Source organism: Geobacillus sp. Sah69, from assembly GCF_001414205.1.
Taxonomy (GTDB): Bacteria; Bacillota; Bacilli; order Bacillales; family Anoxybacillaceae; genus Geobacillus; species Geobacillus stearothermophilus.
The window spans coordinates 1-26,155 of sequence record NZ_LLKS01000020.1; the positions used below are offsets into that span (position 1 = coordinate 1).

Genomic DNA, 26,155 nt, shown 5'->3' on the forward strand with positions numbered 1-26,155 from the left:
GTCCTTTGTGACGCTGTTTGTGGCGTATTTCAACTTCCTGCGCCCGCATAGCGCACTCGAAGGCCGGGTCCCGGTCGTCATCCCGGAACTGGCGGATCTTCCGCATATGCCGGCCCGGTGGACGAAGCTCATCGCCATGGCACAAGCGTTTCTCCAACAAGAGGCGGCCTGACTTTTTTGTCCGCCGGAGCCCGTTGAACAGAACTCCTGCCGGATTCGGCGAAGCGAACCCTTGACCAACCGAACACCGCCAAAGGTAAAATTCGGTCATGGCAAGGGCGGCTTTCCTATTGCCTTCTTTTTGTCCCCGTCGCCCTTGACGACTCTTTCCCACCTTTGGCGGGTGTTGGTCAAGGGCGAATCCGGCCCTCCGCATGCCCCACGATGCTCAATGGTATGATCTGTGTGGAGTTTTCATAGAACTTTTGACGCTACCGGCCAAAAAGTGATTGTACACAAATCGGCAGCACCCAATCGTCTCGTTGAGGAGTTTTGCCTGTGTTCGGGTGGGATACAGCCGAAAGCGATAGGCTTTGTGCATAGCCCTCCCTCCTCAAAAAGAACGTTTGTTCTATTTACATCCATTGTATACTTTTTGCCCATTGGGGGCAATAGGGAGATTCGCAAAGGAAGCCCGGATTCATCCCGACTTACATTTACGGGTAAAAGCGAGATTTTCTCGGCGGAAGATGATCACAAATAAGCAGGCGGCTTCACGCGAACACCGTCGTGAACAACCGCCTGCTTTCTTCACGATTGCAACATGGAAAACACTTGCTCAACATCCTTATCCCCGCGCCCCGACAAATTCACAATGATGATTTGGTCTTTGCTTAACGTCGGCGCAAGCTTGATAGCGTACGCCACTGCATGGGCGCTCTCGAGAGCTGGGATGATTCCTTCTGTTTTAGACAGCAGTTGAAACGCCTCAAGCACTTCTTCGTTCGTGACCGTATAATACTCAGCCCGCCCGGACACTTTCAAGTAGCTATGTTCCGGACCAATGCCCGGGTAATCAAGCCCGGCGGCAATCGAGTATGTCGGCTGCGGGTTTCCATTTTCATCAAGGAGCACCAAACACTTGAATCCATGCAACACGGCCGGAACGCCCTTCGTTAGCGTCGCTGCCTTCTCCGGCTCGACACCGATGAGCCGCACGCTCGGTTCATCCAAGTAGTGGGCGAACGCCCCGATGGCGTTGCTTCCCCCGCCGACGCAGGCCACTACCGCATCCGGAAGACGTCCTTCCTTCTCTACAATCTGCCGCTTGCTCTCTTCGCTAATAACCGACTGAAAATGTTTCACCATCGACGGGTACGGATGCGGACCAACCGCCGAACCAAGCAAGTAAAATGTAGTCTTATAGTTTTGCACAAGATCGTTCAGCGCCTCGTCCACGGCATCCTTCAATCGTCCTTGACCTTTCGAGACCGACACGACTTTCGCCCCTAACAGCTCCATGCGGAACACATTGAGCGCCTGGCGCTTCGTATCTTCTTCTCCCATATAAATGGTACAATCGATGCCAAACATGGCGCATGCGGTAGCGGTCGCCACCCCGTGCTGGCCTGCGCCTGTCTCCGCAATGACCCGCTTCGCGCCCATCCGCTTCGCCAATAAAATTTGCCCAATCACGTTGTTGATTTTATGCGAACCGGTATGGTTTAAATCCTCACGTTTCAAATAAATCTTCGCCCCGCCGAGCCGCTCCGTCAACCGCGCCGCAAACGTCAGCGGACTCTCACGGCCGACATACTCCCGCAAATAGGTTCGAAACTCCTCATTGAATTCCGGGTCATCTTTATATTTCAGAAACTGCTCTTCCAAATAGTCAAGCACTTCCTGCAGTTCAGGCGGAACAAAGCTGCCACCAAACTCACCAAAATACCCTCTTCTTTCCTGCACTACGCTCATCGCTCATCTCTCCTCTGCTTTCTAAAAGTCGTAACAGTAACAGAATAGACTGTTTTGACAGGCAAGTCAATCAATAATTTTTACTTTTTGAAACATTAAAAAAGGAGCGGCCCACCGCACAACTAGACGCCAAGCATTCACTGCTAGTGCGGTGAGCATGTGCTGCTGCAAAGCCATCGTGCAGCCGCACCCTCACAGCTTCCTACTTCGGATATTCACCAACCAGAGCAGGCAGTTCGGCTTATAAAACCCCAAGCTGCTCATCGCGCAGATCGGTAATAAACATATGTCCTGGGGCATGCGTAATCATGATATCCGGCTTTACTTCCATAGCAACCGCTTGGGGGGTGACCCCACAGGCCCAAAATACCGGGGTTTCCTCCTCACGGATGGTGACCGGATCCCCAAAATCAGGCTTATAAATATCATGAATCCCTATAAGTTTCGGGTCGCCAATATGAATAGGGGCACCATGAACAGACGGGAAGCGGCTCGTGACTTGAACCGCCCTGACAACATCCTTATGGGGAATCGGGCGCATGCTTACAACCACTTGCTCGAATCTGATGCCCGACAGTATTTTCTTGCAATCACCGTAAACTACCATAAAAAAGAGAAGAGTTCTCTCATCCCCCCTTCCTTTCAAAATACACATGCAACCGATACTCGCAAATCTCTTTTGTCCAGTTGTACAATATTTCTTCGTGTTCGCGCGCAATGGAAAACTGGAGCGCAAACACGTTGTTTTCAAAGGAAATCAGCCCCCTTGAACTGCCGCTCCATTTCGTCATTGGCATGCGGGCGATCAGTTTGCTTACCTTCTCCTCGTCGTACTGCCAAAGGCGTTTCGTTTCCCCATCGGAAAAATCGATGCGCTTTCGGTATTCTTTCTCCATTAAATACCGATGGAAAAACGGGGCAGCCTCCTGCGGTGTAATTGGTTGATGCCAGCCCGACGGCCCGCGCTCAAGCATGGCTTTTAGGACAACCATTTTGTAGCTTTTTGACATCACCGTACGTTCCACTTCAACAAGCCACGGTTCGTATTTTCGGAACACGTCCTTTTCTAGATCGGACAACTCGTCTGCCCAATATAAAAACCCGACGTAAGATCCGAACTCTGATTTATACTCCGCCGCTTCGCTCCGACCATGAAGATGCAGTTCCAAATAAGTCGGCCGTCTGCCAAGCTCCTGTTTCAACTGCCGATAATCGGCAAGCAGCCGCTCTTTGCGCGGCTGGCGTTTTTTCTGCATCTCCTCGAGAAGATGGATGGCTTGAACATCGAGATGCAGTTCGCACGTTTCCGGAACCGTTGGCATAACAGGTTCCCGTGCCTTTTTCTTCGTTTCGCCCCGCTGTGTATCGAACAGGCGCAATTTGACATCCGCATTCCGATAGTTTCCGATTAAATCAATAATCACGCAATAGTCCTTGCCTTCGTACAGCCGCAGCCCGCGCCCGACTTGTTGGGTGAAGACGGTTAACGATTCTGTCGGCCGCACAAACAAAAGTGTATCGACAGAAGGAATATCAACCCCTTCATTGAACAAGTCGACGGTGAAAATGGCGTCCAGTTCACGGCGTTCCAACATGGCAATGGCCTGCTTGCGCGAAATAGACCTCTGTTTTGAGTGAAGGCTGACGGTTCGATAGCCATGGCGTTGGAAATACTTGGACAAAAAATCGGCTTGCCGAACGGATGAACAAAAGACAAGTGTTCTCGTTTTCTTATACTGCTCCCACGCTCGCAAAATTTTCTCCGCCACCTCCTCGCGAAGCTGCGCTTGGAGCAGTTGTTCCTCATCATAGCGGTTGCCGAGCCATTTGATTTGCGAATAGTCTATGTCATCGTAGATTCCGTAATAACGGAAGGGAGCCAACCAACCGCGCCGCACCGCTTCGATAAAATCAATGCGGTACGCGACATTGCCGTCGCAAAGAGCGTATACGTCTTTATTGTCATTCCGGTCCGGGGTAGCCGTAATGCCGAGTAAAAATCTTGGGCGGAAATAGCGGAGAACCCGCTCATACGAAGAGGCCGCCGCATGGTGGAATTCGTCCACAACGATCAAGTCAAATGAATCCGGCTGGAATGCATGCAAATGTTTTTTCATGCTTAATGTAAAGATCGAAGCAAACACCATGTCGGCATTTCCTTCTTTTTGATTGCCATCGTACAGCCCTCCCGTCCGGTCAGGCATCACGCGCTCAAACGACCGCTTGGCTTGGCGGAGAATTTCTTCGCGGTGGGCGATAAACAGCACCCGTGAAAAACGGCGGGCAAAAAAGGCGGCCAAGTATGTCTTTCCGAGCCCGGTCGCCATGACAACCATCGCTTTGTCATACCCTTCTTCATAGGTGGCTTCCAGACGTTGAAGTGCCTCCACCTGGGCGAAGCGGGGCTGAATCGTTCCATACGGCGCCGCTGTCTCGCGGACAAAATCGGGAGACTCGTCGCTCACCTCTATTTCTTTCTGCTCCGCCGGGAGCATCAGTTCGATTTCTTCTGCTTCAACCCATGTACGCGCCAAGTTCGGGTGGCGCTGATGGTAATCTTGGCATTGTTTTTCATAATCAGCGATCGTTTCGACATTGACCGGCACGGTTTCCGGGGCGTAAAACAGCTTTAAAAACTGCTCCATCGCTTCCGCAAATACCCCTTCATCAACGCTCTTATCCAGCCCAAGGTTCCATTCGACCCCGTCAGTGAGCGCCGAGCGGGACAAGTTGGAGGAACCAACAATAAAATAGCCGCCTTCTGCATCTTCGAACAAATACGCCTTCGGATGGAACGAAACTCCCTCACTCCGATACAAACGCACCTCAATGTCCGGGTGAATCGAAATCAATTCACGCAACGCTTCCGGTTGAGTGACAAACAAGTAGTCACCGACGCAAACTTTTATATCTGCCCCCCGCTCCGCAGCCGCCTTTAGGCCGCCGTTTAGGAGGCGCACCCCGGACTTCATCGCAAACGATGTCAATATGTATATGGTTGACGAGCGGCTTATCTGTTCCTGCAGCTTATCGAGGAGATACCTGGAAATTAACTCCACCTTACTCATCATGGACCTCAATCAAGAAAATTTTCTCCTGGAAGCCGCCGCGTTTCACTGCCTTTTCCGCCCGGATTTGTTCGACTTGTTCGATCGAAGCGCCGTGGCATTTGGCCAAAGCATGAATAATTTCCAACACATCCGCCAACTCTTCAAGAGCGGCCTCGTCCGTTTCTGCTTGGACGTATTCTTCAAGTTCTTCAAACGCTTTTTTCTGCAGTTCTTTCCGATACTCTTCATCGCCAAGTATGCGAGTTGTGAATGTTTTCCCTGCTTGTTCGATAATGGCTGGGATGCGGTCGCGGACGAGTTTGTTGTAAATCATAATCCTTGCCCCTTTTTGAATATTAATAATCTTCAAATCCACGTAAATATTTTTTTAGTTTGTTTAAAGCCTTTCCTTCAATTTGTCGAACTCTTTCTCGAGTAATACCCATTTTTCTCCCTACTTCTTCTAAGGTTTTATTATGATCATCCTCTAAACCAAATCTCTCTATAATGACATGCCTTTCTCTCTCCGTCAATCTATCTAACGATGCAAAAATTTTCTCCCGTACTTCTGAACGAGATGCAAGTTCTGATGGATCTTCTAGCTCTTTGTTGTAAGATTCATAAGCATGCTCCACATGATTAGGGATAAAGTCTATGAGTTCCTCTTCACCGTCTTCAACAGGAGAATGGAGCGAAGCCATATGAAGGTAACGCTTGTCAATGGCTTTTAACTCATAATATTTTTCCTTTGACATATCAAGTTCTCGACAAATCCAATCAACATTAATCTTTCGGAACAGCTTGTACGACTCGTTTTCCTTGGCAAAAACCTTACGAATTTTCTCGAACGTATGAACCGGAACTCGAACAGTGAATCCACCGTTAATAATAGCTCTCAATATCGCTTGACGAATCCACCAAACAGCATAAGTCGACAGACGAGTATTAGACTTTATGTCAAATCGATGAATAGCCTTTATGAGACCAAGTGTTCCTTCAGCAATCAAGTCCTCTTCGCTCAGTTTATGATTTACATACTTTGAATAATACATGGCCATTTTTCTTACTAACCCTATATTTTTCTCAATTAATTCCTCCAACAAGCCTTCTTTGTCTGTCGAGCAATCGTGAAGCTGTCTTAGCAACTCTATATTTCCGTTGTATTTTGGATCCGTTTCCTGAATATCTACTGTGGCTAAAAACTCGTTAATATCAAAGTCATCATCCTCAATTATTTTTTCTTCCCACTCCATTTTACACCATCTTCTTTACTGTTTAATTCTTTTTGCCTAAAAGGGAAAATAATCACTTAAAAATTTCGCAATTGTATTTGATTTGCTTACATTCACTATATTAATATTTAAATGATGATTTGAAAATACATGTGTGATGAAAGGAGCGACAAAGTTGCAGCCGACATTTACAACCGTCCTTAACCAACACTTGAATAACATGGGAAAACCTCAATCAAAAAGCAAATTGCTGGTTTTTATCGGATTCGATAAACAGTCGCTAAGTTATATGCCCTCACACGTAAAAAAGTTATTAAGCATCGACCTTGAAACGAGTTTGAATACATTGATACAATCTAAACCCTCGCTCGTTCAGGAACTTATCTTGAATACTACTAGTTGCGAGAAGCATATATACTGGTGTACATATGAGGAATTTCTAATAATTGGTTCTGATATAATATCTTTGTACTTTGACCACTACCTTTTACAAAATAACGTGTACCATCGGAAGTTTCCCTTGATCTATCAAATAGATGAATTAGAAGAGATATATAGAGGTTTTTTTGCTAATGATGAATACTCTTCTGAAGAGTTTGCCCATCCTCTTTTGAATGATTTGTTAAATATGTACGGGGACATCAAAAAAATTAACAATCGATTCTACGTTTCTTATACCCTTTATGAAAATGGAATTGACTTCTTTCCAAGTCAATCCGGCTCTATCGCTCTTCACCGGTCTATAAGCAACCAGCCACTGATTGAGTTAACAGAGGAAGAAGATCAATTTCTAGAATTTACTGAAAAATTAATGTCGGGGCAGATTAAACAGTCAAAAATATATATTTCCTACAATGGAGATATCAATCTCTTTCCAAATAACTATCCTGCCCGTTTAAGCGTTCTGCAATTTTTGTTTCCCGATATTGAGTTTATACTCTCTCCAAAAATTCTTGATCCAAGGGAGGAAATTTACGATGATGATTATATTAGCATACTAAAAAAATATTGGGGATTCTCCTCATTTCGGCCTTTAAAAATGTACAAAAATATCAATGATGTTTCTTCAAAAGAGACAGTCTCCATTTCTCAAGGGCAAATTATTGATGATATTGTGAAACAAGCTGAAAATGCTCAAAAAGGCCTCCTGTTTCGAGATATATTTGTAACCTCTCCTACCGGAGCGGGAAAATCTATTATGTTCCAAATTCCTGCAATTTACCTGGCAGAAAAATATGGGCTAATGACGATCGTTATTTCACCATTAATCGGCTTGATGAGAGATCAAGTTTACAGCTTGCAAGAAAGGAATGTTGAAATTTCTGCAACCATCAATTCTGAAATCACCCCTTTGGAAAAAGCGGAGATCATTCAAAAAATTAAAGATTGTCAAGTATCTATCTTATATATTTCCCCAGAAACGTTGTTAAGCCGATCAGATATTAAACAATTGATTGGCGACCGACAAATCGGCCTATTTGTGATCGATGAAGCCCATATTGTCACAACTTGGGGAAAAGCGTTTCGCTCGGACTACTGGTATTTGGGGAGTTATTTGCAAAAAATTAGAAAAGAAAACAGATTCCCTGTAGCTACGTTCACTGCTACTGCCATCTATGGCGGCATCGAGGACATGTACGGGGAAACAAGGGACAGTTTAAATATGATCAATCCAATTAGCTACTTTGGTTATATAAAGCGTGATGATTTGGCCGTCAATATCCAAAAGGCAAGAATAGAAGAGGACTCTTTCGGAGAATATCTTTCACTCAAATATTCATTACTCTTAAAAAGACTTTCCCATTTTCTAGACAAAAAGCAAAAAACACTTGTGTACTTTCCTATGATTCGCTACATTCGCGATTTTATAGAGTTTGTAAAATCTAAAGGGACAAAAGAGATGCAAGAACAGATTGTAAAATATTACGGCTCAATGACCAAAGAGGAGAAAACAGAGAGTTTTCTTAAATTCCGCAATGGCGACTCATTAATCATGCTGGCTACTAAGGCGTTCGGAATGGGGATTGATATACCTGATATTTATAATGTTCTGCACTTCGCCCCCACGGGCAATGTATGTGATTACATTCAGGAAATCGGAAGGGCCGCCCGACAATTAGAGAGAGGCCGAGCTTTTTTCGATTATTTTAGCCGGGACTTCGTTCACGTCAATCGATTGCACGGCATTTCTACGATAAAAAAGCATCAACTAATACAAGTTATTGAAAAGATTGTGAGAATTATTGAACAATCCGCCAAAGAGGGGAAGTTTTCCAGAAACCTATTGGTTAACGCAGAAGAGTTTAGATACATCTTTGAAAGAAGAACAAGAAGCGATCAAGATGAAGATATAGACAATAAATTAAAAACTGCATTGTTGATTATTGAAAAAGATTTTATTAACAAGCTCGGATACTCTCCAATAGTGGCAAGGCCCAGAAACCTATTTACAAACGAATATTTTATCGTAGACCGTGGATACGAGGAAATTCTCCAATCAGAATACTGCTCTTATTTTCAAATAGTCGGAGCTTATAGCAACAACCAAAATAACATTTACGGTAATGTTTATACATGTGATATGAAAAAATTATGGGAAAGTCAATATAATCACTTATCGTTCGCTCAATTTAAACATCATTTTCATCATCAAACTCTTGATTTGCCTTTTATCAAATATCTTCAACCCGTTTTGCAATTAAAGTTGGAAATTAAAGCCGAGAATCTTTATGATTTTCTTTCCAAAGCTGAAAGTGATATAAACCAAATCGCTGATTTGTTTGGACAGTTCGTCCATACCAGACGTTCTTTTGATATTTCATCTCTTTCGCGATTGCTTCAAAAAACGTTTCGGAAGAGCCCTTATTATTGTGACAGCCTAGCTTCAATTTTACTGCAAAGTGCAGAAGGCTATAATCGGCTGTTAAAGGAGACAAAAAATTTTCACACTAATTTTATAAATTTTTACGAGGATAGAAATACCTATACAATTACAAGTGGATTTTTTGAATTTACTGATTGGCTTAAAAACGATATAAAAAACCTATTTAACAAAGATTTTATCAAGCAACACAGCAAATCATTGTTTGAGAGATTTATTGCAAGAAGCAACAGAAATCATTTGGAAAAAACATTTATCCTATTAGGGGTATTAGAATCACTCGGCTTATTGGTATATAAAATATGCGGGGGAGACAATCCGGAAATTTATATACGCGTAAACTCTAAATTGCAACTCGATCGTGTTATAAGCCAACCAACAAGGTATACAAATAATATTCTCGAAAATGTGTACAAACGGCACCAAATATCGGTCGCAATGCTCACTTTCCTGTTTGAAAACGAGGTTCGGTCCGACGAGTTTTGGGAGTACATTGAAGATTACTTCTTAGGAAGGATACCAAATGAAGTGCTGGCACGAATAAACTAATCCTTATCGCGGCAACTGCTAAAGGCTTCTGTATGGTAGTTGCCGCCCCCTCCCTACATACTCCCCCTCCCGCGTGTCATAATAAAAATCGACATGATTTTTGAAAAATCGATATCATTCGACCCGAGTTCGACAGTCACTAGGCAAACAAAATGCCTCTCGCCCCTTGATACAAAAGGGATCGGAGGCATTTGGGCACACTTCGGGCGTGTATCTAGGTGCGAGGGTGGATGCCTAGAATCTTTGGAGGAGGTTCCAGCCCTAGAACCGCAAGGAATAGCGCTTGTTTGGCCGTCAGTTCGGTTCGTTGATAAAGGTCGCCGTTTTTTGAAGAAAAATGTCCAAGCATGAGACGCTCGCATTCGTCTCTTACTTTCGGCCACGATTCATGAGTTCGGATCTCCACGATCCGAACCAGCAAGAGAGCCAGCCAACTGAGCAGCACATGCGCCCGGATACGGTCTTCCAAGCGATGATACATGGGGCGCAGCTCGAGTGTTGATTTCAACGTCCGAAAGGCCTGCTCGATATCCACCAGTTGCTTATACCCGAGCGCGACATCCTCGGCAGACAAGGTGTCATCGGAGGTTCGGATGAGATATTTGCCATCGTACTTTTCCGCTTCACGAACCGCTTGCTTGTCGATGCGAAGCGTTCCATCCTTCAATTGACGCAAGTATTTTCCGTAGGACGGATGGGAACGCAGCCGGCAGGTGGCCTTATGATGAGCTTCATTGGGGAGTTGGCGAAGCCCCTCCAACTCCTCTTTCAGCGATTCGAGCAGCTTTTCCCGTTCCTTGCGTTGGCGTTCGGCTTCGCTGGGATTGTACACGAGAACATAGCGCTGACGCGCTTCTCCGTCGCCCACGATGATTTCTTTGATATGCAAGTTCTCGCGAACTTGTTGGTAGCGCCCGCGACGGTTTAGGGCCTCTTCGACGGCGGCTTTGCCGGACCGCATTTTTTCGCCGACAATGTAGTGTCCCCCGGCCTGTTGCAAGATTCGCAAATTCTCTTCAGACGAAAATCCGCGGTCCATCACGCTGATCACACGCCCAAGCTTCCAGCCAATCAAGTCTTGTTTCACCTGTTTGATGACCGTCATATCCATCGTATTGCCAGGCCATACCCAAGCGCGAATGGGGACTCCTTCCCGGGTAACGGCCAGTCCAATGACGATTTGGACCAAATCGGGACGCTTATCTTTGGAAAACCCCTGCTTTCGAAGCGATTCTCCTTCTGGTGTTTCGGATGGATCCACTTCGAAGTACGACGAAGTCGTATCAAAGTAAATCAAATCGACTTCCAGGTTCAATAAATCGGCCACGGCATGGAACACTTGGCGTTCCAATTCCGGCTGCACAGCCAGCAGCTCATCCATCGCCCGGTACAACTGGTGGCTGGCGACTTGGGGAAGATGAGGGATATGCACGTCTTTCTCCACCCACTCCTCCATCGCCAACTTGCTTGACGGATGAAGGGCACGATTCGCCACCATGGCAAAAATCAGCCGTTCCAACGGAATCTGATGATGTCGGGAGGCAAACAAGGAGTGGAGAATCTCTCCCAATCCCAGTTGTCTCCAGAGCTGATCCAAAAGCCAAGCGCCACCAAGGCGTTTGCTTGATTGAAACTGAAAGTCATCCGACACTTCTCCTGTCAACGTCTCGATTTCCCAAGCCTGCTCAGGAGAAAGGAATCGCGAAATGCTTTTGGCCAGACGCTCCAAGACAGCGCGATCCACCTCGTCTTCGCGCCCAAACGAATAAATCACCTTCGCTTTCGCATATTTGGCCTTCGGATCCCATTCGTTGTGAGCAAGCTGGAGATACGCCACGGTCGTTCCATCTTTGTTTTTGCGTGTTACTCGCCGTATGTACATGCCTATATTATAACCGATATTCAGCTGTTTTAAAAGTTAAAATAAACAAGTCGTGTGCCTATGAAATTCAGTGTTTTTTTCTAGGATCCGCATCGCGAAATCTTTGATATAACAGCATTTTGGCCATTTTCATTTGCCTAAAATGGCCTCAAAACTGTCGAACTCGGGTTCGAGTGTGGAGGATCATATGGAGCGTTTCGTTCTTTGGCTGCTTGTCGCGGTCGGGGCGGGGCTTTTGCTGTTGAGTTTCCGCTTTTTGCCGGCGCGGGATGTATGGGTGTCGTTTTTGCTGAATGCGTATGCAGCGAGTTTTTTCGGTTCGATCGTGGCGGGGGCCGGGCTGCTGGAGTATCCGGTCCGTTTTTTTGCCAGCTATACGGGCAACAGCGTCATTTTTGAATATCTTCTCTATCCGGTTGTCAGTGTGTACGTCTATGCCACCTCGCGCCGGGCGCGCTGGCCGGGTGTGGCGGCGCAATGCGCGGGGTATGCGGCGGTGCTGACAGCCCTTGAGGTTGTCTTTGAACGGTATACGGATTTGATCGAATATCATGGTTGGAAGTGGGAATACTCACTCGTTACAATGTTTCTGTTGACGTTGGCCGTTCGGTTGCTCGCAGGGCGAATGCTGAGACGAAATGAGTGAGCCAGCATGTCTATTTTTGCCCGTTTGGCGCTATACATATAGTATCATGTCCAAAAGGAGGCAAACGGGATGGTGCTGTTTGACATCAAACACCGCCTGTATTATGAAGCCATCAATTCCGCGCGTCCAAAAATGGCGCCGATCCGCCAAGACCGGGCGTGGGGGTATGTCTGGAAGACCGTAAACGGCGAGGCGGTGAAGTTTTGGATCGATTTCCGGCGCGGGCGGTACATGTATTTTGAGTACGGGCGCAAGTGGTACCGGGTCGCGTACTTGCAGGCAAACGGAAAAAAGTCAGGCGATGATGTGTTGGATGGCGCGATGATCGATTTGACGGTGGACGGGCACCGGCTGCTGTTCATGAAAGGGCGCGTAGGCCGCGAGACGGCGCAAGTGGTCTAAAGCAGGTGCGCCTCTTGGCAGGCGTTGGAGGGTCTTTTTCGCGCTTACGCTGAAACGGCGGGCGGCAAGGGATCATTTTCCCTTGCCGCCTTCTTTTTATGCCCACCACATCTCCGGCAGTTCTTCTTTGAACAACACCTTTTTCAAGAGGGCGACGGCCTTTGACAGCCCTTCATCGATCGAAGCGAGCATATCTTCGTGTTCGATTGACAGCACGTAGTCGTAGCCGACGGCGCGCAGGGCGCTGACGATGTCGCGCCACATTTTTTCGCTTTGCCCGTAGCCGACGGTGCGGAACACCCATGAGCGGTCGAGGATTTGGCTGTAATGTTTCGTATCGAGCACGCCGTTTTTGCGGATGTTCGCTTCGTCTAAGTACGTGTCTTTCGCATGGACGTGGAAAATCGCCTTTTCGCGGCCGAGCAGTTTGATCGCCTCAACCGGGTCGATGCCTTGCCAAAGCAAGTGGCTCGGGTCAAAGTTGGCGCCGATCGCTTCACCGACGTGTTCGCGCAGTTTGAGGAGCGTTTCCGGGTTGTAGACGACAAAGCCCGGATGCATTTCAAAGGCGATTTGCGTGATGCCGTGCTCCTTGGCGAACGCGGCTTCTTCGCGCCAGTACGGAATGACGACTTCTTCCCATTGCCATTTTAAAATTTCCAAGTAATCCGGCGGCCAGGAGCATGTGACCCAGTTCGGGTATTTGGCGCCGGGATGGTCGCCCGGGCAGCCGGAGAAGGCGTTGATGACCGGGACTTCGAGCTGCTCGGCGAGCCTGACCGTTTTCCGCCACGTGTCATGTGACTGTTTCGCGAACGTTTTGTCCGGATGAAGCGGGTTGCCATGGCAGCTTAACGCGCTGATGACGAGGCCGCGGTCGGCGACAGCTTTTTTCAGCGCTTTGATGTTTTCCGGCTGATCCAACAGCGCGTCGGGATCGCAATGGGCGTTGCCCGGGTAATTGCCGGTGCCAAGCTCAACGGCTTCGATGCCCATGGCGGCGACTTTGTCCAGCATCTCCTCAAACGGCAGCTGTTGATACAAGACGGTGAATACGCCTACTTTCATTTTGTCATTCTCCCCCTTTTGACGGCGCGCAACGGCCGGACGGCCGCCGCGCCGCGCTGTTGTTGCTTCTCGTCGGATGAGCGGATCGAACGAACTCCCACGCTTATTCCGCCACCCGCACCCATTGTTTCGTGCGATGGCTTTCCAAAATGGCGTCGACGATCCTCATCGTATGGTGGCCGTCGGCGATCGTCGCAAACGGCAGTTCCCCGAGCGCCTCGCCGCGTTGTTTCCGGATGATGGCGCCATAAAAATCACGGAACAAATTTTTCAGCCCGTCCGGCCAGCCTTCTTCATGGCCGCCCGGGTAATGGGCGTAAGCGGCGGCTTGCGGCGACAAAAGCGCCGGGTCGCGGACGATTTCTTCGTTCGGGCCGCTGCGGCGCCCGACCCAGAGGCGGTTCGGGTGCTCTTGGTCCCAGGCGAGCGTCATCTCATCGGCGGCGATTTCAAAATAGAGCCGGTTTTTGCGGCCGGCGCTCACTTGGGAAATCGTAAACGCCCCGTGGGTGCCGTCGTCAAAATGGACGAGCACGCTGCCGCCGTCTTCCGTGTCAATCTGGACGGGCTCGGCGTCTTGAGCATGCCCGGATGCAAACGTGCTCCCTTCCTGCTTCGGCTTGTAGCGGACCGGATGGACAGTGCGCAAGTCGGCGAACACTTCGACGATTTTCTTGCCGAGCACGTATTGCACCGTGTCGCACCAATGCGAACCGATGTCGGCGATGGCGCGCGACGGGCCGTTTTGCGCCGGGTCGAGCCGCCAGTTGTAGTCCGTGTCATACAAGAGCCAGTCTTGCACATAGCCGCCGTACACGAAATGAACGCGCTTCGCCTCACGGGCGAGCCGCTCTTTCGCCTCGACAACGAGCGGGTAGTGACGGTAGTTGAAGCAGACCGCGCTAAGGCTTTCGCTTTGTGCAGCGAGCCGCTTTAATTCCGCCGACTGTTCGCTGTCCATGGCGAGTGGCTTCTCCGACAACAAATGTTTCCCTGCCTCGAGCGCGGCCTTGTTGATCGGGAAATGGAGGACGTTGCGCGTGCAGTTGTGCACGGCTTCGACGTCCGGGTCGTCAATTAAAGCGCGGTAGTCGCCGTACGCTTTCGGAATCCCGAATCGGCGAGCGGCTTCCTCCGCTTTTTCTTGGCTGCTTGAGGCGATGGCGACGATGTTCACAAACGGCAGGCGGCGGAGCGCCTCAATATGGGAAGAAGCGGAAAAGCCGGTGCCGATAATACCGACATTGATCGGTTTCACTGCGTCACTCCTCCTTGTTTCGCTTTGATCGGCTCAAGCGGCTTGACATTGCCAAAGACGATTTCCCCGCGGTTGACCGGCGCGGCCCAGCGGACGGCGTTAGCGATCACTTTCAGCACATCCGGGTGATGGTACGTCGGATACGTTTCATGGCCGGGGCGGAAGTAGAAAATTTTCCCTTTCCCGCGCGTGAACGTGCAGCCGCTGCGGAACACTTCTCCGCCTTCAAACCAGCTGATGAAAATCGTTTCGTCCGGCTCTGGGATGTCGAAAAACTCGCCGTACATTTCTTCCTGCTCAAGCTCGATGTACGATCCGATTCCTTCCACGATCGGATGGCCCGGGGCGACGACCCAGAGACGCTCTTTTTCATCGGCTTCGCGCCATTTCAAATTGCATGTCGTCCCCATCAGCTTTTTGAAAATTTTCGAGAAATGGCCGGAGTGAAGGACAATGAGCCCCATTCCTTCCAGCACGCGGCGGTGGACGCGTTCGACAACCTCATCTTTCACTTCATCATGGGCGATATGCCCCCACCAGACGAGGACGTCGCACCGGTCGAGCACCTCGTCGGTCAAGCCGTGCTCCGGTTCGTCCAAGACAGCGGTCGCGGCGTCAAACCCTGCTTCGGCTAGGTAGTTCGCGATGACGGTATGCATTCCTTCCGGATAAATCGCTCTTACCTGTTCATCTTTCTTTTCATGGCGAAATTCGTTCCAGACGACAACGCGGATGGGTGTGGTCATTCATTGATCCCCCTTGGTTCTTTCGGCCTGCCTGTATGCGGCTAGGCCGAGTGTTTTTTGGAATGTTTCCCCATGTTCGCGACTCGTTGGGACGCCAGTGCGATTCATGGAGCGTTTCTCACCATTCGATGCGAACTTGCCGCCCTTTTTCGGACGATTCGTAAATCGCTTCTAACACTTTGGCGATCGTAAGCCCTTGTTCCGCCGTGCAAAGCGGTGCCGTCTCCTCCGTGATGCTCGTGACAAAGTGGTCAAGGAGCGCCACCCGTTCGCCCTGGTCCTCAAAATGGAGCGTGACATCGGCCGGAACGCCGTGTTCGTTGCGGAACCATTTCACTTCTTGGCGGTTGCCGGCGATGTTCCACTCCCAGCGCACGCCGCCTTCCGTGCCAAGAAATTCGACATATGCCCGCTCTTCTTCAATGTGCGACGCCCAGCTCGTCTCCAGCAGCACCGTCGCGTCGTTTTCGAGCTGGATGAACGCCGCGGCGAAATCTTCGACCGTATAGGCGGCATCAGGCGAAAACGTCGTTCCCGGCCATGCCCCTTGGCGGCGCGGGCCGAACTTCGCGTACGTTTTCCCCGTCACCGCGACCGGGTTCGGGTTCCCGAGCAGCCAAAGCGTCACATCGAGCATATGGACGCCCAAATCGATGAGCGGACCGCCGCCGGAGCGCTCGCGGTCAAAAAACCATGCCCCCCATGCGGGAATGCCGCGGCGGCGCACCCAGCCCGTTTTCGCGTAATAAATCTCGCCGAACGCACCGGATTGGATTCGCTCATGCAGCCATTGCGCTGCTTGGCGGAAGCGGTTGTTCAACGACACCATAAACTGTTTTCCCGACTCATCACGGGCGCGGATGATGGCGTCGGCCTCTTCCGCTTTCGTCACCATCGGCTTTTCGCAAAGCACGTGTTTCCCGGCCCGCAAGCTGTCGACTGACACTTGGGCGTGCAAAAAATTCGGCACGGTAATGATGACGGCATCGACATCTGGTGAGGCGAGCAGTTCCTTGTAGTCGCGATACACTTCACGGATGCCGTACGTTTTCGCTTTTTCCGCGGCCGCTTGTTCATTGACGTCGCAAATCGCCTGCAAGACGGCGCGCTCGGAAAGGTTTAGCGCCGCCTTGATGTGTTCATTGGAAATCCCTCCGGCTCCGATCAAGCCGAGGCGGATTGGAAGTGTGTTTCCCATGTCCTTTTCCCCCTTGCGCTCATTTGTTTTCTCTGTCCCATATGCTCCACCGATTCGCCGTCCGTTTTCTAAGTGATGTAATCGATTACATCACCGTGCAAAAAAATCCGCCCGTTCCCCGCACCGGACAGAGAGCGCTGTCAGCCCCTTTGCCCAGAGCGCTCTCCTCCACACGAATCGCGAATGACGAGCCGATCGGGAAGAACAAGCTGACGCCGCCGCGCGCTCGTTCCTTCAATGAGCGCAAGCAGCAATTCCATCGCTTTTTGGCCGATCTCAAACATCGGCTGGGCGATCGTTGTGAGGCTCGGTTCAAAAATCGAGGCCATTTGAATGTCGTCAAATCCGACAACGGCCACATCGTCGGGAACGCGTCCGCCGCGATGGCGAATGGCTTTAACCGCCCCGATCGCCATCTCATCGTTGGCGGCGAAAATCGCGGTCGGCGGCTTCTCAAGAGCGAGCAGCTTCAGCGTCAAATTATATCCGGACTCATAGGTAAAATCGCCTTCCTGCACGAGCGCAGCGTCCGCCTCAAGCTCATGCTGGGCCAGCGCCTGTTGGTAGCCGCGCAGCCGATCGCGGCTTAAAATGATGTTCATCGGCCCGGACAGGTGGGCAATGCGGCGATGGCCGAGGCGGATCAAGTGTTCTGTCGCTTTGCGGGCGCTGCTGATATTGTCAATGGACACGGTCGGGATATCCGTCCCTTCGAGATACTCGCACGCCAAGACGATCGGAAACTGGCGCGCCATCTCTTCCATCAGCTCTTTGCGGATGCGGGCGGTCAAAAAAATCATCCCGTCGACTTGCCGCTGCGGCAATACGTTCAAATATTGCTCCTCAAGCCGCGCGTCATTTTGCGTATCGCCAAGCAGCACTTGATAGCCGTGCTCGAGGGCGACCGCTTCAATGCCGCGCAGCACTTTCGAGAAAAATGGATTCATAATATCGGGCACGACGACGAGCACCGTCTCGGTCTCCATCCGCCGCAAATACCGGCCGAGCACGTTCGGATGGTAGTTCAGCGCTTCAATGGCTTCAAGCACGCGCTGCCTTGTCTCCTCGGTGACGTTGCCCGTGTTGCGCAACACGCGCGACACGGTGGCCGTCGATACGTTCGCCCGTTTCGCCACATCTTTTATGCTTGCCATTGGTCGTAGTCCTCTCGCTTATGTAATCGATTACATTACCATCATATCGGAAAGACAGGACGGTTGTCAAGCCCGATTCCACGTAAATCGTATCACCGATCTTGACGGGACGAACGAAACGAAGTGAATCGATGCCATAAAACGCCAGGACCACTCCCAGCTCCATCATCCACAGCCCCGTCGCCGCCGACAGCGTCAACATCCCATGGGCGATGCGCTCGCCAAATGGCGTCCGCTTGGCGTATTCCTGATCCATGTGCAGCGGGTAAAAATCGCCGGAAACGCCGGCAAACCGCACAATATCCGCTTCGGTGATCGTTCGTCCGCGCGAACGGTGGCGCTCGCCAAGCGCATACTGTTCAAACGGACGGTCAAATCGCACGCCTTCCCCTCCCCTTGGTTGGTGCAAAAAAGAGTAAAAACAAATTCCACCCCCTTTCACGGCTGCCACTGTATATTTTGTTAATATTCTGAATATTAATCATATCATCTTTGGCCTTTACGCATCCCTCCCCGTTAGCCCGTCTGTCATTAACATATGAACGGAGTGGAGCGGATAGAACTGCCCCTCCGTGCTTCATGTTTCCAAAAACAAAAGGATGCCGGCCGGCCCCCTTTGTTCTTCCTTATTCTTTTACCGAACCGGACGTGAGCCCGGAAACGATGCGGCGCTGAAACAACAGCACCATGATCACAAGCGGGATCGTCACCACCACGGTGGCTGCAGAAATTTCGCCCCACGGGATCGTATACTGGCCTTGGAACATGGCAATGCCGACCGGAACGGTTTTGTATTTTTCCGCCGTATTGATCGTCAAGGCAAGTGAACTACCCCCACTTAATTTTCTAGCGAAAATTTGAAGTGGGGGCTTCCAAAGAAGTTTGACTGCTTCAAGCAATCCTTATTCTTTGAGGCGTGTCCACTTCGCCGCTAGAGCATAAGACACTCAGGTCTACAGCTTTACTTTTCTTTAAGATGTTTAATGCGCCATTGACATCAGCATTCATTAGTTTGCCAGACTTTGTTCGATACAAGCCGCGCTTAATACGTTTGCCGCTGAACTTATATTCTTTTGGATTGTCGGCATTATATTCAGGAATCTCATCGCCGTCAAAAAAGCTGGCTTGAGACGTATAGGATTCTTCCTGTTTCAAGAATTCAATGCCGTAAAATTCACAAAGATATTCTAGTTTTTCTTTTATGTTACCGAGAGGAATATTGACAAAGTTTTGATTTGTCTTTTTTCCTAGATTMATATTGCGTTGCCATGTTTCCGCATAGCCAATGACAAGTTTGCCAATTTGATTTTCAATACAGTAGTTAATGATGTAACGGCAAGTCTTGTTGATATAATCATTCACTTTATTATTGCGATTCATAGCAAGCAAAGCCTGTTTACGAGTGGTGCCTTTGATTTTTTGCTTATCTTTTATGCTTTGAAGTCTGGCATTTTCTTTGTTAAACCATTGATTKATACTTTTTAATCTCCGCCCATCAATGATGAATGATCTGCCGTCTGATGTGACACAAGTGGCAACATTGTTTAATCCTAAATCAATTGCCAGTGCTTTTTGGTCATTTAATTCTCTTTGATCTTCAGGCATTTCATATTTGTACTGAATCTCAAAGAACCTGGCATGATGCTTAGGAATGATTTCAATCTGCTTAATCTTTTTGTCCAGTAACACAGGCGGAATCGTTATCGTGATAGGCTTGTGAGTCTTTTTAAATAGGCGAGAATACGGTATCGTGAATTTGTTGCCGTCTATACGAATCTGGCCAATGATCAGTGAATGAAAGCCATCTTTTTTAAGATATTTTGGAATACTGATAGCCTTGTRGTCATATTTTCCTTGTTTGGCAAGACTGATCAAACCAAAGAAAGATTTAAAGGCTTCATTGACCTTTTTTAAAATTTGCTGTGCCATGTTGCTGTTTAACAGCTTATAGTTTTCGTTAGTTTTKGCAAGATGATAATTTTTCTCATAATTAAGAAATTCCTTGTGTTCAAAATAGTATTGTCTGACATTGTACAATCCGACGTTGTACATGTTCTTGGCAATATGGCACAGTTCTCGAAGAGTCAAGTATTCTTCTTTGGTCAAACCATTTAGCTGTTGTTTGATACAAAAATACATKTTTTCACCTCCCATCTAACTATATTATACTATATTTTACTGAATCTATCCTATTTTCAGCAAAATATAGTTAAGGCGATTCATCTCCCACTTACTCCGCTTCGCTTCGTTGAAGTGGGAGTCTTCTCGCCTAATTAAGATAAAGTAGGCGGACAGCGGCGTTTGGCTGGCTGGCTTCAACACAACGGTGTTGCCCGAGGCGATGGCCGGGCCAAGTTTATGGGCCACCAAGTTCATCGGGAAGTTAAACGGCGTAATCGCTCCAATGACGCCGATCGGCTCGCGGACCGTCAAGGCGATGCGATGTTCCCCGCCCGGCGCGGCGTCAAGCGGCAGCGTTTCCCCGTGAATGCGCTTCGCTTCTTCGGCGGCGAATTTGTACGTTTGGATCGTGCGGGCGACTTCCCCTTTCGCCGTGGTGATCGGTTTGGCTGCTTCCAGTGCGATCAACCTTGCCGCTTCTTCCTGCCGCGCTTTCAGCTGCTCGCCGACCCGCTCTAAAATGGCGGCTCGTTCATGCGCCGGCATAGCCGCCATCGTTTGCCGCGCGGCGTACGCCGCCGCGATCGCTTCGTCGACTTCTTGTTCGGTGGCCACAGGGATTTCGGCAATCGTCTCGCGTGAGTATGGCGATTTCAGCTCCGTGTACGACTTGGCTTCCCGCCATTTGCCGTTGATGTATAGCTTCTGTTTCTGCACCGCGATTGACATCTTTTCACCCTTCCCTTCTTTTAAGCACGCGGCCGAAAATTTCCCCTTCAGTATATGTCCCGCATGCCCTGTTTATTTGTTTCATTCGCCATCGCGCGTGAAAATTCTTCCACTTGTCCTTTGTTTACGAAAGCCGTCCGTTGCCATGCAGCGCCATCATTCGCCTCTCTCGTTACGGGTGACGTTCCCCTCTCTATGATAACACTCCGTCGCTCGGTTTGCCGCCAAACTGCTTGCCCCTGTTCGTGGAAAGACAAGCAACATAGCCCTTGGTCACCGGCCGCCCAACGTCGGCGCAACAATTCCCCAGCTAACCGTCCAGCTCCGCAAGGCATGATGATGGCTTTCTAACTCCTCCTTCTCCTATGTTTTTGTTGTATGATAAAAGCAGCCAAAAATAGTGTAGAGGGAGATTTGGAAATGAACATCAAAACACTCATCGACCTCACCATGCCGATCACGGCCCAAACTCCGGTGTACCCGGGGGATCCGAAGCCGAAAATCGAACCGGCGGCGACGTTCGCCCAAGACGGCTATCACGTCAGCCGCCTTGTGCTTGGGTCGCATAGCGGCACGCATGTGGATGCGCCGTTTCACTTTTGCGAACACGGTTGGCGGCTCGATGACGTGCCGCTCACGTATTTTCTTGGCCGCGGCGCCGTGATCAATGCCACCGGAAAAGCGGAAGGCGAAGCGGTGACGATGGCCGATGCCGCTCCGTATATCCCGAAGCTGTCGCCGGGAACCATTGTGTTGTTTCATACCGGCTGGTCGCAATACGCCGGAACAAAGCGGTATTTCCATCATCCGTACGTCGCGCCGGATGTGATTGAAGCAATGCTGGAGCGGGGCGTGCGGACGTTTTTCATCGACGCGCTCAACATCGACCCGCCGGACGGTTCGTCGTTCCGCGCCCACGAACTTATTCTTGGCGCCAACGGGGTGATCGGGGAAAATTTCGTGAACTTCGAGCGAATCGATTTTGATGATCCGTATATTATTGCCCTCCCCCTTTCCTTGCCTGGCTGCGACGGTTCGCCTGTTCGGGCGGTGGCGGTGCAGTGGGCGTAACAAAGAAGGATGATGCAACCAAACGCCCCGCACATGCTTTGCACGGGGCGCGGCCTCGGGCTATTTGAGCCATTTGATCACTTTCGCCGGGTTTCCGCCAACGACCGCGTTGGCGGGGACATCTTTTGTCACGACCGCCCCTGAGGCGATGACAGCGTTGTCGCCGATCGTGACGCCCGGGTTGATGACGGCCCGCCCGCCGATCCAGACGTTATGGCCGATCACAACCGGCTTTCCGTACTCCAACCCGGAATTTCGTTCGTGCGGATCGAGCGGGTGAGTCGCCGTATAAATGTGCACACCAGGACCAATAAAACAATGGTCGCCGATTCGCACTTCACATACATCCAAAATCACGCCATCAAAGTTCATAAAAAAATTTTCACCGACGTGAATGTTGTAGCCGTAGTCGCAGCGGAAGTTCGGCTCGATAAACAAACAGCCGTTCTCCCGTTGAACCGAACAGCTCCTTCAGCAGAGCGGTTCGCTTTTCATATTCCGTTTCCAACGTTTCGTTATACAAACGAACGAGCCGCCGCGCCCGCTCCCGCTCCTTGACGAGCTCCGGATCAGCGGGATTGTACAAGTGTCCCGCTACCATCTTTTCTTTTTCGGTTTTCATCGAACCCCTCCAACATTTCATGCATTCGTTTCAAAACTCCATGGAATGATCTTATCGTCCTTCAGAAAAACCGTTCCCTGTCATCGTTTCGATGCGCACGCCTTCCCGATAATAGGCCTCCATCACATCCTTTGGCACCATGCTTCCGCCGGTAGCCCAGCCAATATGGACGGCGTTTTTCATCTTTTCTTTCAAACCGTTTGCCTCTACGTACGTTTGCCCCGCCAAATCACGAAACAGCCGAACAGGCCCCGCCACCCCCGCCAAGGCGGACGGCTCTAAATAGATTTCCTCCGTTTCCACCATCGCCGCGAGCAAGCGGTAAAGCGTCGAATCGTCCGCCGTATAGACGCCGCTGATGACGTTCTCAAGCATGTTCCCCACCAGCCGCGACGGCCGCCCCACTGCCAGCCCGTCCGCTTCGGTCTTATTGTCGAGGCCAAAATCTTGCACCGACACGCGGTCGTGCTCTCCTGTCATCAACCCAAGCAGCATGCAAGGCGAATGCGTCGGCTCAGCGAAAAAGCAATGGACATGATCGCCGTACACGAGCTTCAGCCCAAACGTCACCCCGCCCGGACCGCCGCCGACGCCGCAAGGAAGATACACAAAGAGCGGGTGTTTTTCATCAACCGTGATGTTCATGTCCTCTAATTGCTTTTTCAGCCGAAACGCCGCCACCGCATAGCCTAAAAACAGATGGATCGAGTTTTCATCATCGATAAAATACGACGTTGGATCCTCGGCGGACTGTCTTCGCGCCTCTTCCACCACGTTGTTGTAATCAGTGAGATGTTCGATGACGGTGACCCCTTTGCTTCGCAATAAGTCTTTTTTCCATTGTTTCGCATCGGCTGACATATGAACGGTGACGCGGAACCCAAGCTTTGCCCCGATGATGCCGATGCTCAAGCCCAAGTTCCCTGTCGAACCGACGACCAGAGAATAGCGGGAAAAGAATTGCCTGAATTTCTCGCTGTCCATGACCGCATAGTCGTCTCCTATGGTGATCATCCCGTTGGCGAGCGCGAGGTCTTCGGCATGTTTCAGAACCTCGTAGATTCCCCCTCTCGCCTTGATCGATCCGGAGATGGGAAGATGGCTGTCACATTTCAGCAACAGCTCCCCTTCAATGTTGGTCTGAAACATCTTTTCCAAACGCTGTTTCATGTTCGGAATTCGCACTAAAGGGGATTCGATGATGCCGTGGGCCGTTCGCGTCTCGGGAAAAACTTTCGCGATGTAGGGGGCAAAGCGGCGCAATCGTTCTTCCGCCTCCTTGACATCGCGTTCGCGTAAAGGAATCGTTTGAATGGCTTGCGCGAACGCGTGATATTTTGGATTGCGCCAAAACACCTCTTCGGCCGCCATGATCATTTCAAGCAGCGGGAATTCCTTTCCCCACTTTTGGATTTCGTTTTTGGTCATCATGCACCATCCTCTCCCATGCGTGTTTGTCGTTTCGCACCCTTGGCGGATGCCGGTCCAAAGTCCGCTTCATTGTTTGTCGAACCGTTTACCTCCAGTCTCGCGAAAACCGCTTCCATTGTCAATGGGGAGGAAGGAAAATGGGTTGTGGATGACATTCGGGAGTGATCCCAGCCTCGTCGGAACGGCCAAGCAAGGTGCGATCTGCTTTGAAAAATGCCTGTCTTTCCATTATGATGAAAGAGGCAAACCATATCGTGGAGATGATGATCATGAGCAATCGTCGCGATTTATCGCTTTTGTTTCTCGTGATGTTTTTGGTCATGGCCGGGTTTGGCATCATTATCCCTGTCCTTCCATTTTACGCGGAAAAAATCGGCGCGACGCCAACGCAGCTCGGCTGGTTGATGGCCGTTTATTCGCTCATGCAATTTTTATTTGCGCCGATGTGGGGGAATTTATCGGACCGCTATGGACGAAAGCCGATGTTGCTTGTCGGCATTTTCGGTTTGGCTCTTTCGTTTTTCTTGCTCGCCGTCGCGACAAAGCTTTGGATGTTGTTTGCCGCTCGCATCATCGGTGGATGTCTATCGGCGGCCACGATGCCGGCCGCTATGGCGTACGTCGCAGATGTGACAACGGAAGAAGACCGGGGCAAAGGAATGGGGATGATCGGAGCGGCCGTTGGGCTTGGATTCATTTTCGGACCGGGGATCGGCGGCGTGTTCTCGAAAGCGAGCTTAACCGCTCCGTTTTGGATGGCAGGCAGCTTGGCGCTCTTGACCGCTCTATTCGTTTTCGTTTTCTTGCATGAGTCGCTTCCGAGAGAAAAACGAACGAATATACGAACAAAGCGGCCATCGCTTGCGGCCGCCCTCCAAGGGCCTGTAGCGCGCCTATACTTACTGCAGCTGATCACAACGTTTTCCCTCGCTGGACTTGAAGCGACGTTCGCCTATTTTGCCGCTGAACGAGCGGGGCTTTCGTCGACGGAACTTGGCTACATCTTTATGATCATGGGGCTTGCAGGGGCCATCGTCCAAGGAGGGTTGCTTGGAAAACTGATCCGCTCATTCGGGGAAGGCGCTGTCATTCGTTTCGGGCTGTTCCTGTCAGCAGTTGGCTTTTTTCTCATTTTATTCGTTCACAGCTTTTGGACAGCCGCGCTCTATTTAACGATTTTCGGCATTGGCAACGGCGTCATCCGCCCGTGCGTCTCCGCCTTGTTAACGAAGCATACAGCGGATGGCCAAGGAAGTGCGACAGGCGTTTTATCCTCGTTCGATTCGCTCGGCCGCATCGGCGGTCCGGCGATCGCCGGCTGGCTGTTCACCTTAAAGCCCAGTTTGCCATATGCGGCAGGAATTGCGCTTACATTCATTTCCTTTTCCGTTTTTCAATCGTTCCAACGCGCGATGATGCAAAAAGACACGTCCCTTTGATTCAAGAGGGGATGGGGGTGACCCGCTACACACGCAAGTGCAAGTCTTATGGATAAAAGGAGCATTCCCGTTAGGAGCTTTTCCGGGGACTTGATCAAAAAAAGCCCTCTTGGTATGATGCAGGGGTGTCAAACAATACCTACCATCATGCCAAGGAGGACTTCAGATGAATTGTACACAAAACTATAAAATTGATCAAGTTACGGAACAAACGCTTGTCGTGGGCATCGATATCGCGAAACGAACCCACTACGCCTGCTTCGTGGATGACCGGGGGCGCGTGCTTCGCAAGTCGTTCCCGATCTTCCAGTCGAAAGAGGGGTTTCAGCAGCTGTATAAAGCGATTCAGGAGGCGATGCAAGCGTTTGGGAAGTCAGAGGTGATCGTCGCSGTGGAGCCGACCGGGCACTACTGGTTGAACCTGGCCTACTTCCTCGAGGAGCACGGGATCCCGTTGGTCATGGTCAACCCGGCGCATGTGTGCCGGTCGAAAGAACTTGATGACAACCTGCCGACGAAACACGACGCCAAAGACGCCCTGGTCATTGCCAGACTGGCAAAAGACGGACGATTCCTCGTTCCCCGGCTGCTGCACGAGATTGAAGCCGATTTGCGCGTGGGRAGCACGCTCAAAGAGAAGCTCCGCAAGGAACAGACGGCGGTGAAAAACGCGATCGTCCGCTGGACCGACCGATATTTTCCGGAGTTTTGGACGGTGTTTCGCGACCTGGGGAAAACGGCGCTTTCGGTGCTGGAGTGGAC

19 protein-coding genes and 6 pseudogenes are annotated in these 26,155 nt (G+C 50.2%); 7 read left to right on the forward strand and 18 right to left on the reverse strand.

Annotation, left to right across the window (positions count from 1 at the left end; translation table 11 throughout):
• Positions 1 to 172, forward strand: a pseudogene (locus AP057_RS16895) (transposase); the annotation flags it as partial.
• A gap of 264 nt (positions 173 to 436) precedes the next feature.
• Here the strand turns inward: AP057_RS16895 and AP057_RS15995 are convergent.
• The 6 genes and pseudogenes from AP057_RS15995 to AP057_RS03580 form a co-directional block, all read right to left on the reverse strand.
• Positions 437 to 541, reverse strand: a pseudogene (locus AP057_RS15995) (helix-turn-helix domain-containing protein); the annotation flags it as partial.
• A gap of 209 nt (positions 542 to 750) precedes the next feature.
• Positions 751 to 1,914, reverse strand: coding sequence for a tryptophan synthase subunit beta (trpB, locus tag AP057_RS03560; RefSeq protein WP_023633445.1), 1,164 nt, complete (start codon positions 1,912 to 1,914; stop codon positions 751 to 753).
• Positions 1,915 to 2,155: 241 nt separating this feature from the next.
• Positions 2,156 to 2,479, reverse strand: a pseudogene (locus AP057_RS03565) (D-glutamate cyclase family protein); the annotation flags it as partial.
• Between the two features lie 61 nt (positions 2,480 to 2,540).
• Positions 2,541 to 4,982, reverse strand: a complete 2,442-nt coding sequence (locus tag AP057_RS03570; RefSeq protein WP_055358096.1) for a DEAD/DEAH box helicase family protein — start codon at positions 4,980 to 4,982, stop codon at positions 2,541 to 2,543.
• Complete coding sequence (locus AP057_RS03575) at positions 4,975 to 5,301, reverse strand: nucleoside triphosphate pyrophosphohydrolase (protein WP_055358109.1); 327 nt, start codon at positions 5,299 to 5,301, stop codon at positions 4,975 to 4,977. The genes AP057_RS03570 and AP057_RS03575 overlap by 8 nt, the downstream gene beginning before the upstream one ends.
• A 19-nt stretch (positions 5,302 to 5,320) precedes the next feature.
• The gene (locus AP057_RS03580) at positions 5,321 to 6,217 is read right to left on the reverse strand and encodes an RNA polymerase sigma factor RpoD/SigA (RefSeq protein WP_053003353.1); all 897 of its coding nucleotides are present in this window, start codon (positions 6,215 to 6,217) and stop codon (positions 5,321 to 5,323) included.
• A 499-nt stretch (positions 6,218 to 6,716) separates the two neighbouring features.
• Here AP057_RS03580 and AP057_RS03585 point away from each other — a divergent pair, with 499 nt between their 5' ends.
• Entirely contained in the window at positions 6,717 to 9,626 is a 2,910-nt protein-coding gene (locus AP057_RS03585) for a DEAD/DEAH box helicase (protein WP_161804321.1), read from the forward strand.
• A 214-nt stretch (positions 9,627 to 9,840) separates the two neighbouring features.
• On the opposite strand, the gene AP057_RS03590 is transcribed toward AP057_RS03585, so the two are convergent.
• Complete coding sequence (locus AP057_RS03590) at positions 9,841 to 11,508, reverse strand: IS1634 family transposase (RefSeq protein WP_055358097.1); 1,668 nt, start codon at positions 11,506 to 11,508, stop codon at positions 9,841 to 9,843.
• Positions 11,509 to 11,695: 187 nt separating this feature from the next.
• Between AP057_RS03590 and AP057_RS03595 the strand changes: the two genes are divergently transcribed.
• Entirely contained in the window at positions 11,696 to 12,154 is a 459-nt protein-coding gene (locus AP057_RS03595; protein ID WP_055358098.1) for a CBO0543 family protein, read from the forward strand.
• 69 nt (positions 12,155 to 12,223) lie between these two features.
• A complete protein-coding gene (locus AP057_RS03600) occupies positions 12,224 to 12,556 on the forward strand; it encodes a hypothetical protein (protein ID WP_055358099.1) in 333 nt (110 codons plus the stop codon).
• Positions 12,557 to 12,652: 96 nt separating this feature from the next.
• On the opposite strand, the gene AP057_RS03605 is transcribed toward AP057_RS03600, so the two are convergent.
• From AP057_RS03605 to AP057_RS03650, 9 genes and pseudogenes are all read right to left on the reverse strand, one after another.
• The gene (locus AP057_RS03605; protein ID WP_055358100.1) at positions 12,653 to 13,624 is read right to left on the reverse strand and encodes a sugar phosphate isomerase/epimerase; all 972 of its coding nucleotides are present in this window, start codon (positions 13,622 to 13,624) and stop codon (positions 12,653 to 12,655) included.
• 103 nt (positions 13,625 to 13,727) lie between these two features.
• Positions 13,728 to 14,882: a Gfo/Idh/MocA family protein gene (locus AP057_RS03610; RefSeq protein ID WP_055358101.1), complete on the reverse strand. Its 1,155-nt coding sequence runs from the start codon at positions 14,880 to 14,882 to the stop codon at positions 13,728 to 13,730.
• Positions 14,879 to 15,628, reverse strand: coding sequence for a ThuA domain-containing protein (locus AP057_RS03615; RefSeq protein ID WP_055358102.1), 750 nt, complete (start codon positions 15,626 to 15,628; stop codon positions 14,879 to 14,881). The genes AP057_RS03610 and AP057_RS03615 overlap by 4 nt, the downstream gene beginning before the upstream one ends.
• Before the next feature lie 118 nt (positions 15,629 to 15,746).
• Positions 15,747 to 16,826 (reverse strand): Gfo/Idh/MocA family protein, encoded by a 1,080-nt coding sequence (locus tag AP057_RS03620; protein ID WP_055358103.1) that lies wholly within the window; start codon positions 16,824 to 16,826, stop codon positions 15,747 to 15,749.
• Positions 16,827 to 16,966: 140 nt separating this feature from the next.
• Positions 16,967 to 17,980: a LacI family DNA-binding transcriptional regulator gene (locus AP057_RS03625; RefSeq protein WP_055358104.1), complete on the reverse strand. Its 1,014-nt coding sequence runs from the start codon at positions 17,978 to 17,980 to the stop codon at positions 16,967 to 16,969.
• Entirely contained in the window at positions 17,868 to 18,362 is a 495-nt protein-coding gene (locus AP057_RS17740; protein WP_235468454.1) for a MaoC/PaaZ C-terminal domain-containing protein, read from the reverse strand. Before AP057_RS17740 ends, AP057_RS03625 begins: the two co-directional genes overlap by 113 nt.
• A gap of 244 nt (positions 18,363 to 18,606) precedes the next feature.
• Positions 18,607 to 18,801 (reverse strand): annotated as a pseudogene (locus AP057_RS03640) (carbohydrate ABC transporter permease); the annotation flags it as partial.
• A 70-nt stretch (positions 18,802 to 18,871) separates the two neighbouring features.
• Complete coding sequence (locus tag AP057_RS03645) at positions 18,872 to 20,119, reverse strand: RNA-guided endonuclease TnpB family protein (protein WP_055358107.1); 1,248 nt, start codon at positions 20,117 to 20,119, stop codon at positions 18,872 to 18,874.
• Positions 20,120 to 20,257: 138 nt separating this feature from the next.
• Positions 20,258 to 20,830 (reverse strand): annotated as a pseudogene (locus AP057_RS03650) (aldehyde dehydrogenase family protein); the annotation flags it as partial.
• Positions 20,831 to 21,250: 420 nt separating this feature from the next.
• Between AP057_RS03650 and AP057_RS03660 the strand changes: the two are divergent.
• Entirely contained in the window at positions 21,251 to 21,901 is a 651-nt protein-coding gene (locus tag AP057_RS03660; protein ID WP_049625326.1) for a cyclase family protein, read from the forward strand.
• Between the two features lie 60 nt (positions 21,902 to 21,961).
• Here the strand turns inward: AP057_RS03660 and AP057_RS03665 are convergent.
• Positions 21,962 to 22,523: pseudogene (locus AP057_RS03665) on the reverse strand (sugar O-acetyltransferase).
• Between the two features lie 51 nt (positions 22,524 to 22,574).
• Positions 22,575 to 23,954, reverse strand: a complete 1,380-nt coding sequence (locus AP057_RS03670; protein WP_055358108.1) for a D-serine ammonia-lyase — start codon at positions 23,952 to 23,954, stop codon at positions 22,575 to 22,577.
• 269 nt (positions 23,955 to 24,223) lie between these two features.
• On the opposite strand from AP057_RS03670, the gene AP057_RS03675 reads away from it, so the two are divergent.
• The gene (locus tag AP057_RS03675; protein ID WP_055358110.1) at positions 24,224 to 25,393 is read left to right on the forward strand and encodes an MFS transporter; all 1,170 of its coding nucleotides are present in this window, start codon (positions 24,224 to 24,226) and stop codon (positions 25,391 to 25,393) included.
• Positions 25,394 to 25,559: 166 nt separating this feature from the next.
• A partial coding sequence (locus AP057_RS03680) for a transposase (RefSeq protein WP_152968856.1) occupies positions 25,560 to 26,155 on the forward strand: 596 nt, incomplete at its 3' end.

Coding starts and splice junctions, on each gene's coding strand:
- trpB (WP_023633445.1), bottom strand. CDS start 1,914: ATGAGCGTAGTGCAGGAAAGAAGAGGGTATTTTGGTGAGTTTGGTGGC.
- AP057_RS03570 (WP_055358096.1), bottom strand. CDS start 4,982: ATGAGTAAGGTGGAGTTAATTTCCAGGTATCTCCTCGATAAGCTGCAG.
- AP057_RS03580 (WP_053003353.1), bottom strand. CDS start 6,217: ATGGAGTGGGAAGAAAAAATAATTGAGGATGATGACTTTGATATTAAC.
- AP057_RS03590 (WP_055358097.1), bottom strand. CDS start 11,508: ATGTACATACGGCGAGTAACACGCAAAAACAAAGATGGAACGACCGTG.
- AP057_RS03595 (WP_055358098.1), top strand. CDS start 11,696: ATGGAGCGTTTCGTTCTTTGGCTGCTTGTCGCGGTCGGGGCGGGGCTT.
- AP057_RS03600 (WP_055358099.1), top strand. CDS start 12,224: ATGGTGCTGTTTGACATCAAACACCGCCTGTATTATGAAGCCATCAAT.
- AP057_RS03605 (WP_055358100.1), bottom strand. CDS start 13,624: ATGAAAGTAGGCGTATTCACCGTCTTGTATCAACAGCTGCCGTTTGAG.
- AP057_RS03615 (WP_055358102.1), bottom strand. CDS start 15,628: ATGACCACACCCATCCGCGTTGTCGTCTGGAACGAATTTCGCCATGAA.
- AP057_RS03620 (WP_055358103.1), bottom strand. CDS start 16,826: ATGGGAAACACACTTCCAATCCGCCTCGGCTTGATCGGAGCCGGAGGG.
- AP057_RS03625 (WP_055358104.1), bottom strand. CDS start 17,980: ATGGCAAGCATAAAAGATGTGGCGAAACGGGCGAACGTATCGACGGCC.
- AP057_RS03660 (WP_049625326.1), top strand. CDS start 21,251: ATGAACATCAAAACACTCATCGACCTCACCATGCCGATCACGGCCCAA.
- AP057_RS03670 (WP_055358108.1), bottom strand. CDS start 23,954: ATGATGACCAAAAACGAAATCCAAAAGTGGGGAAAGGAATTCCCGCTG.
- AP057_RS03675 (WP_055358110.1), top strand. CDS start 24,224: ATGAGCAATCGTCGCGATTTATCGCTTTTGTTTCTCGTGATGTTTTTG.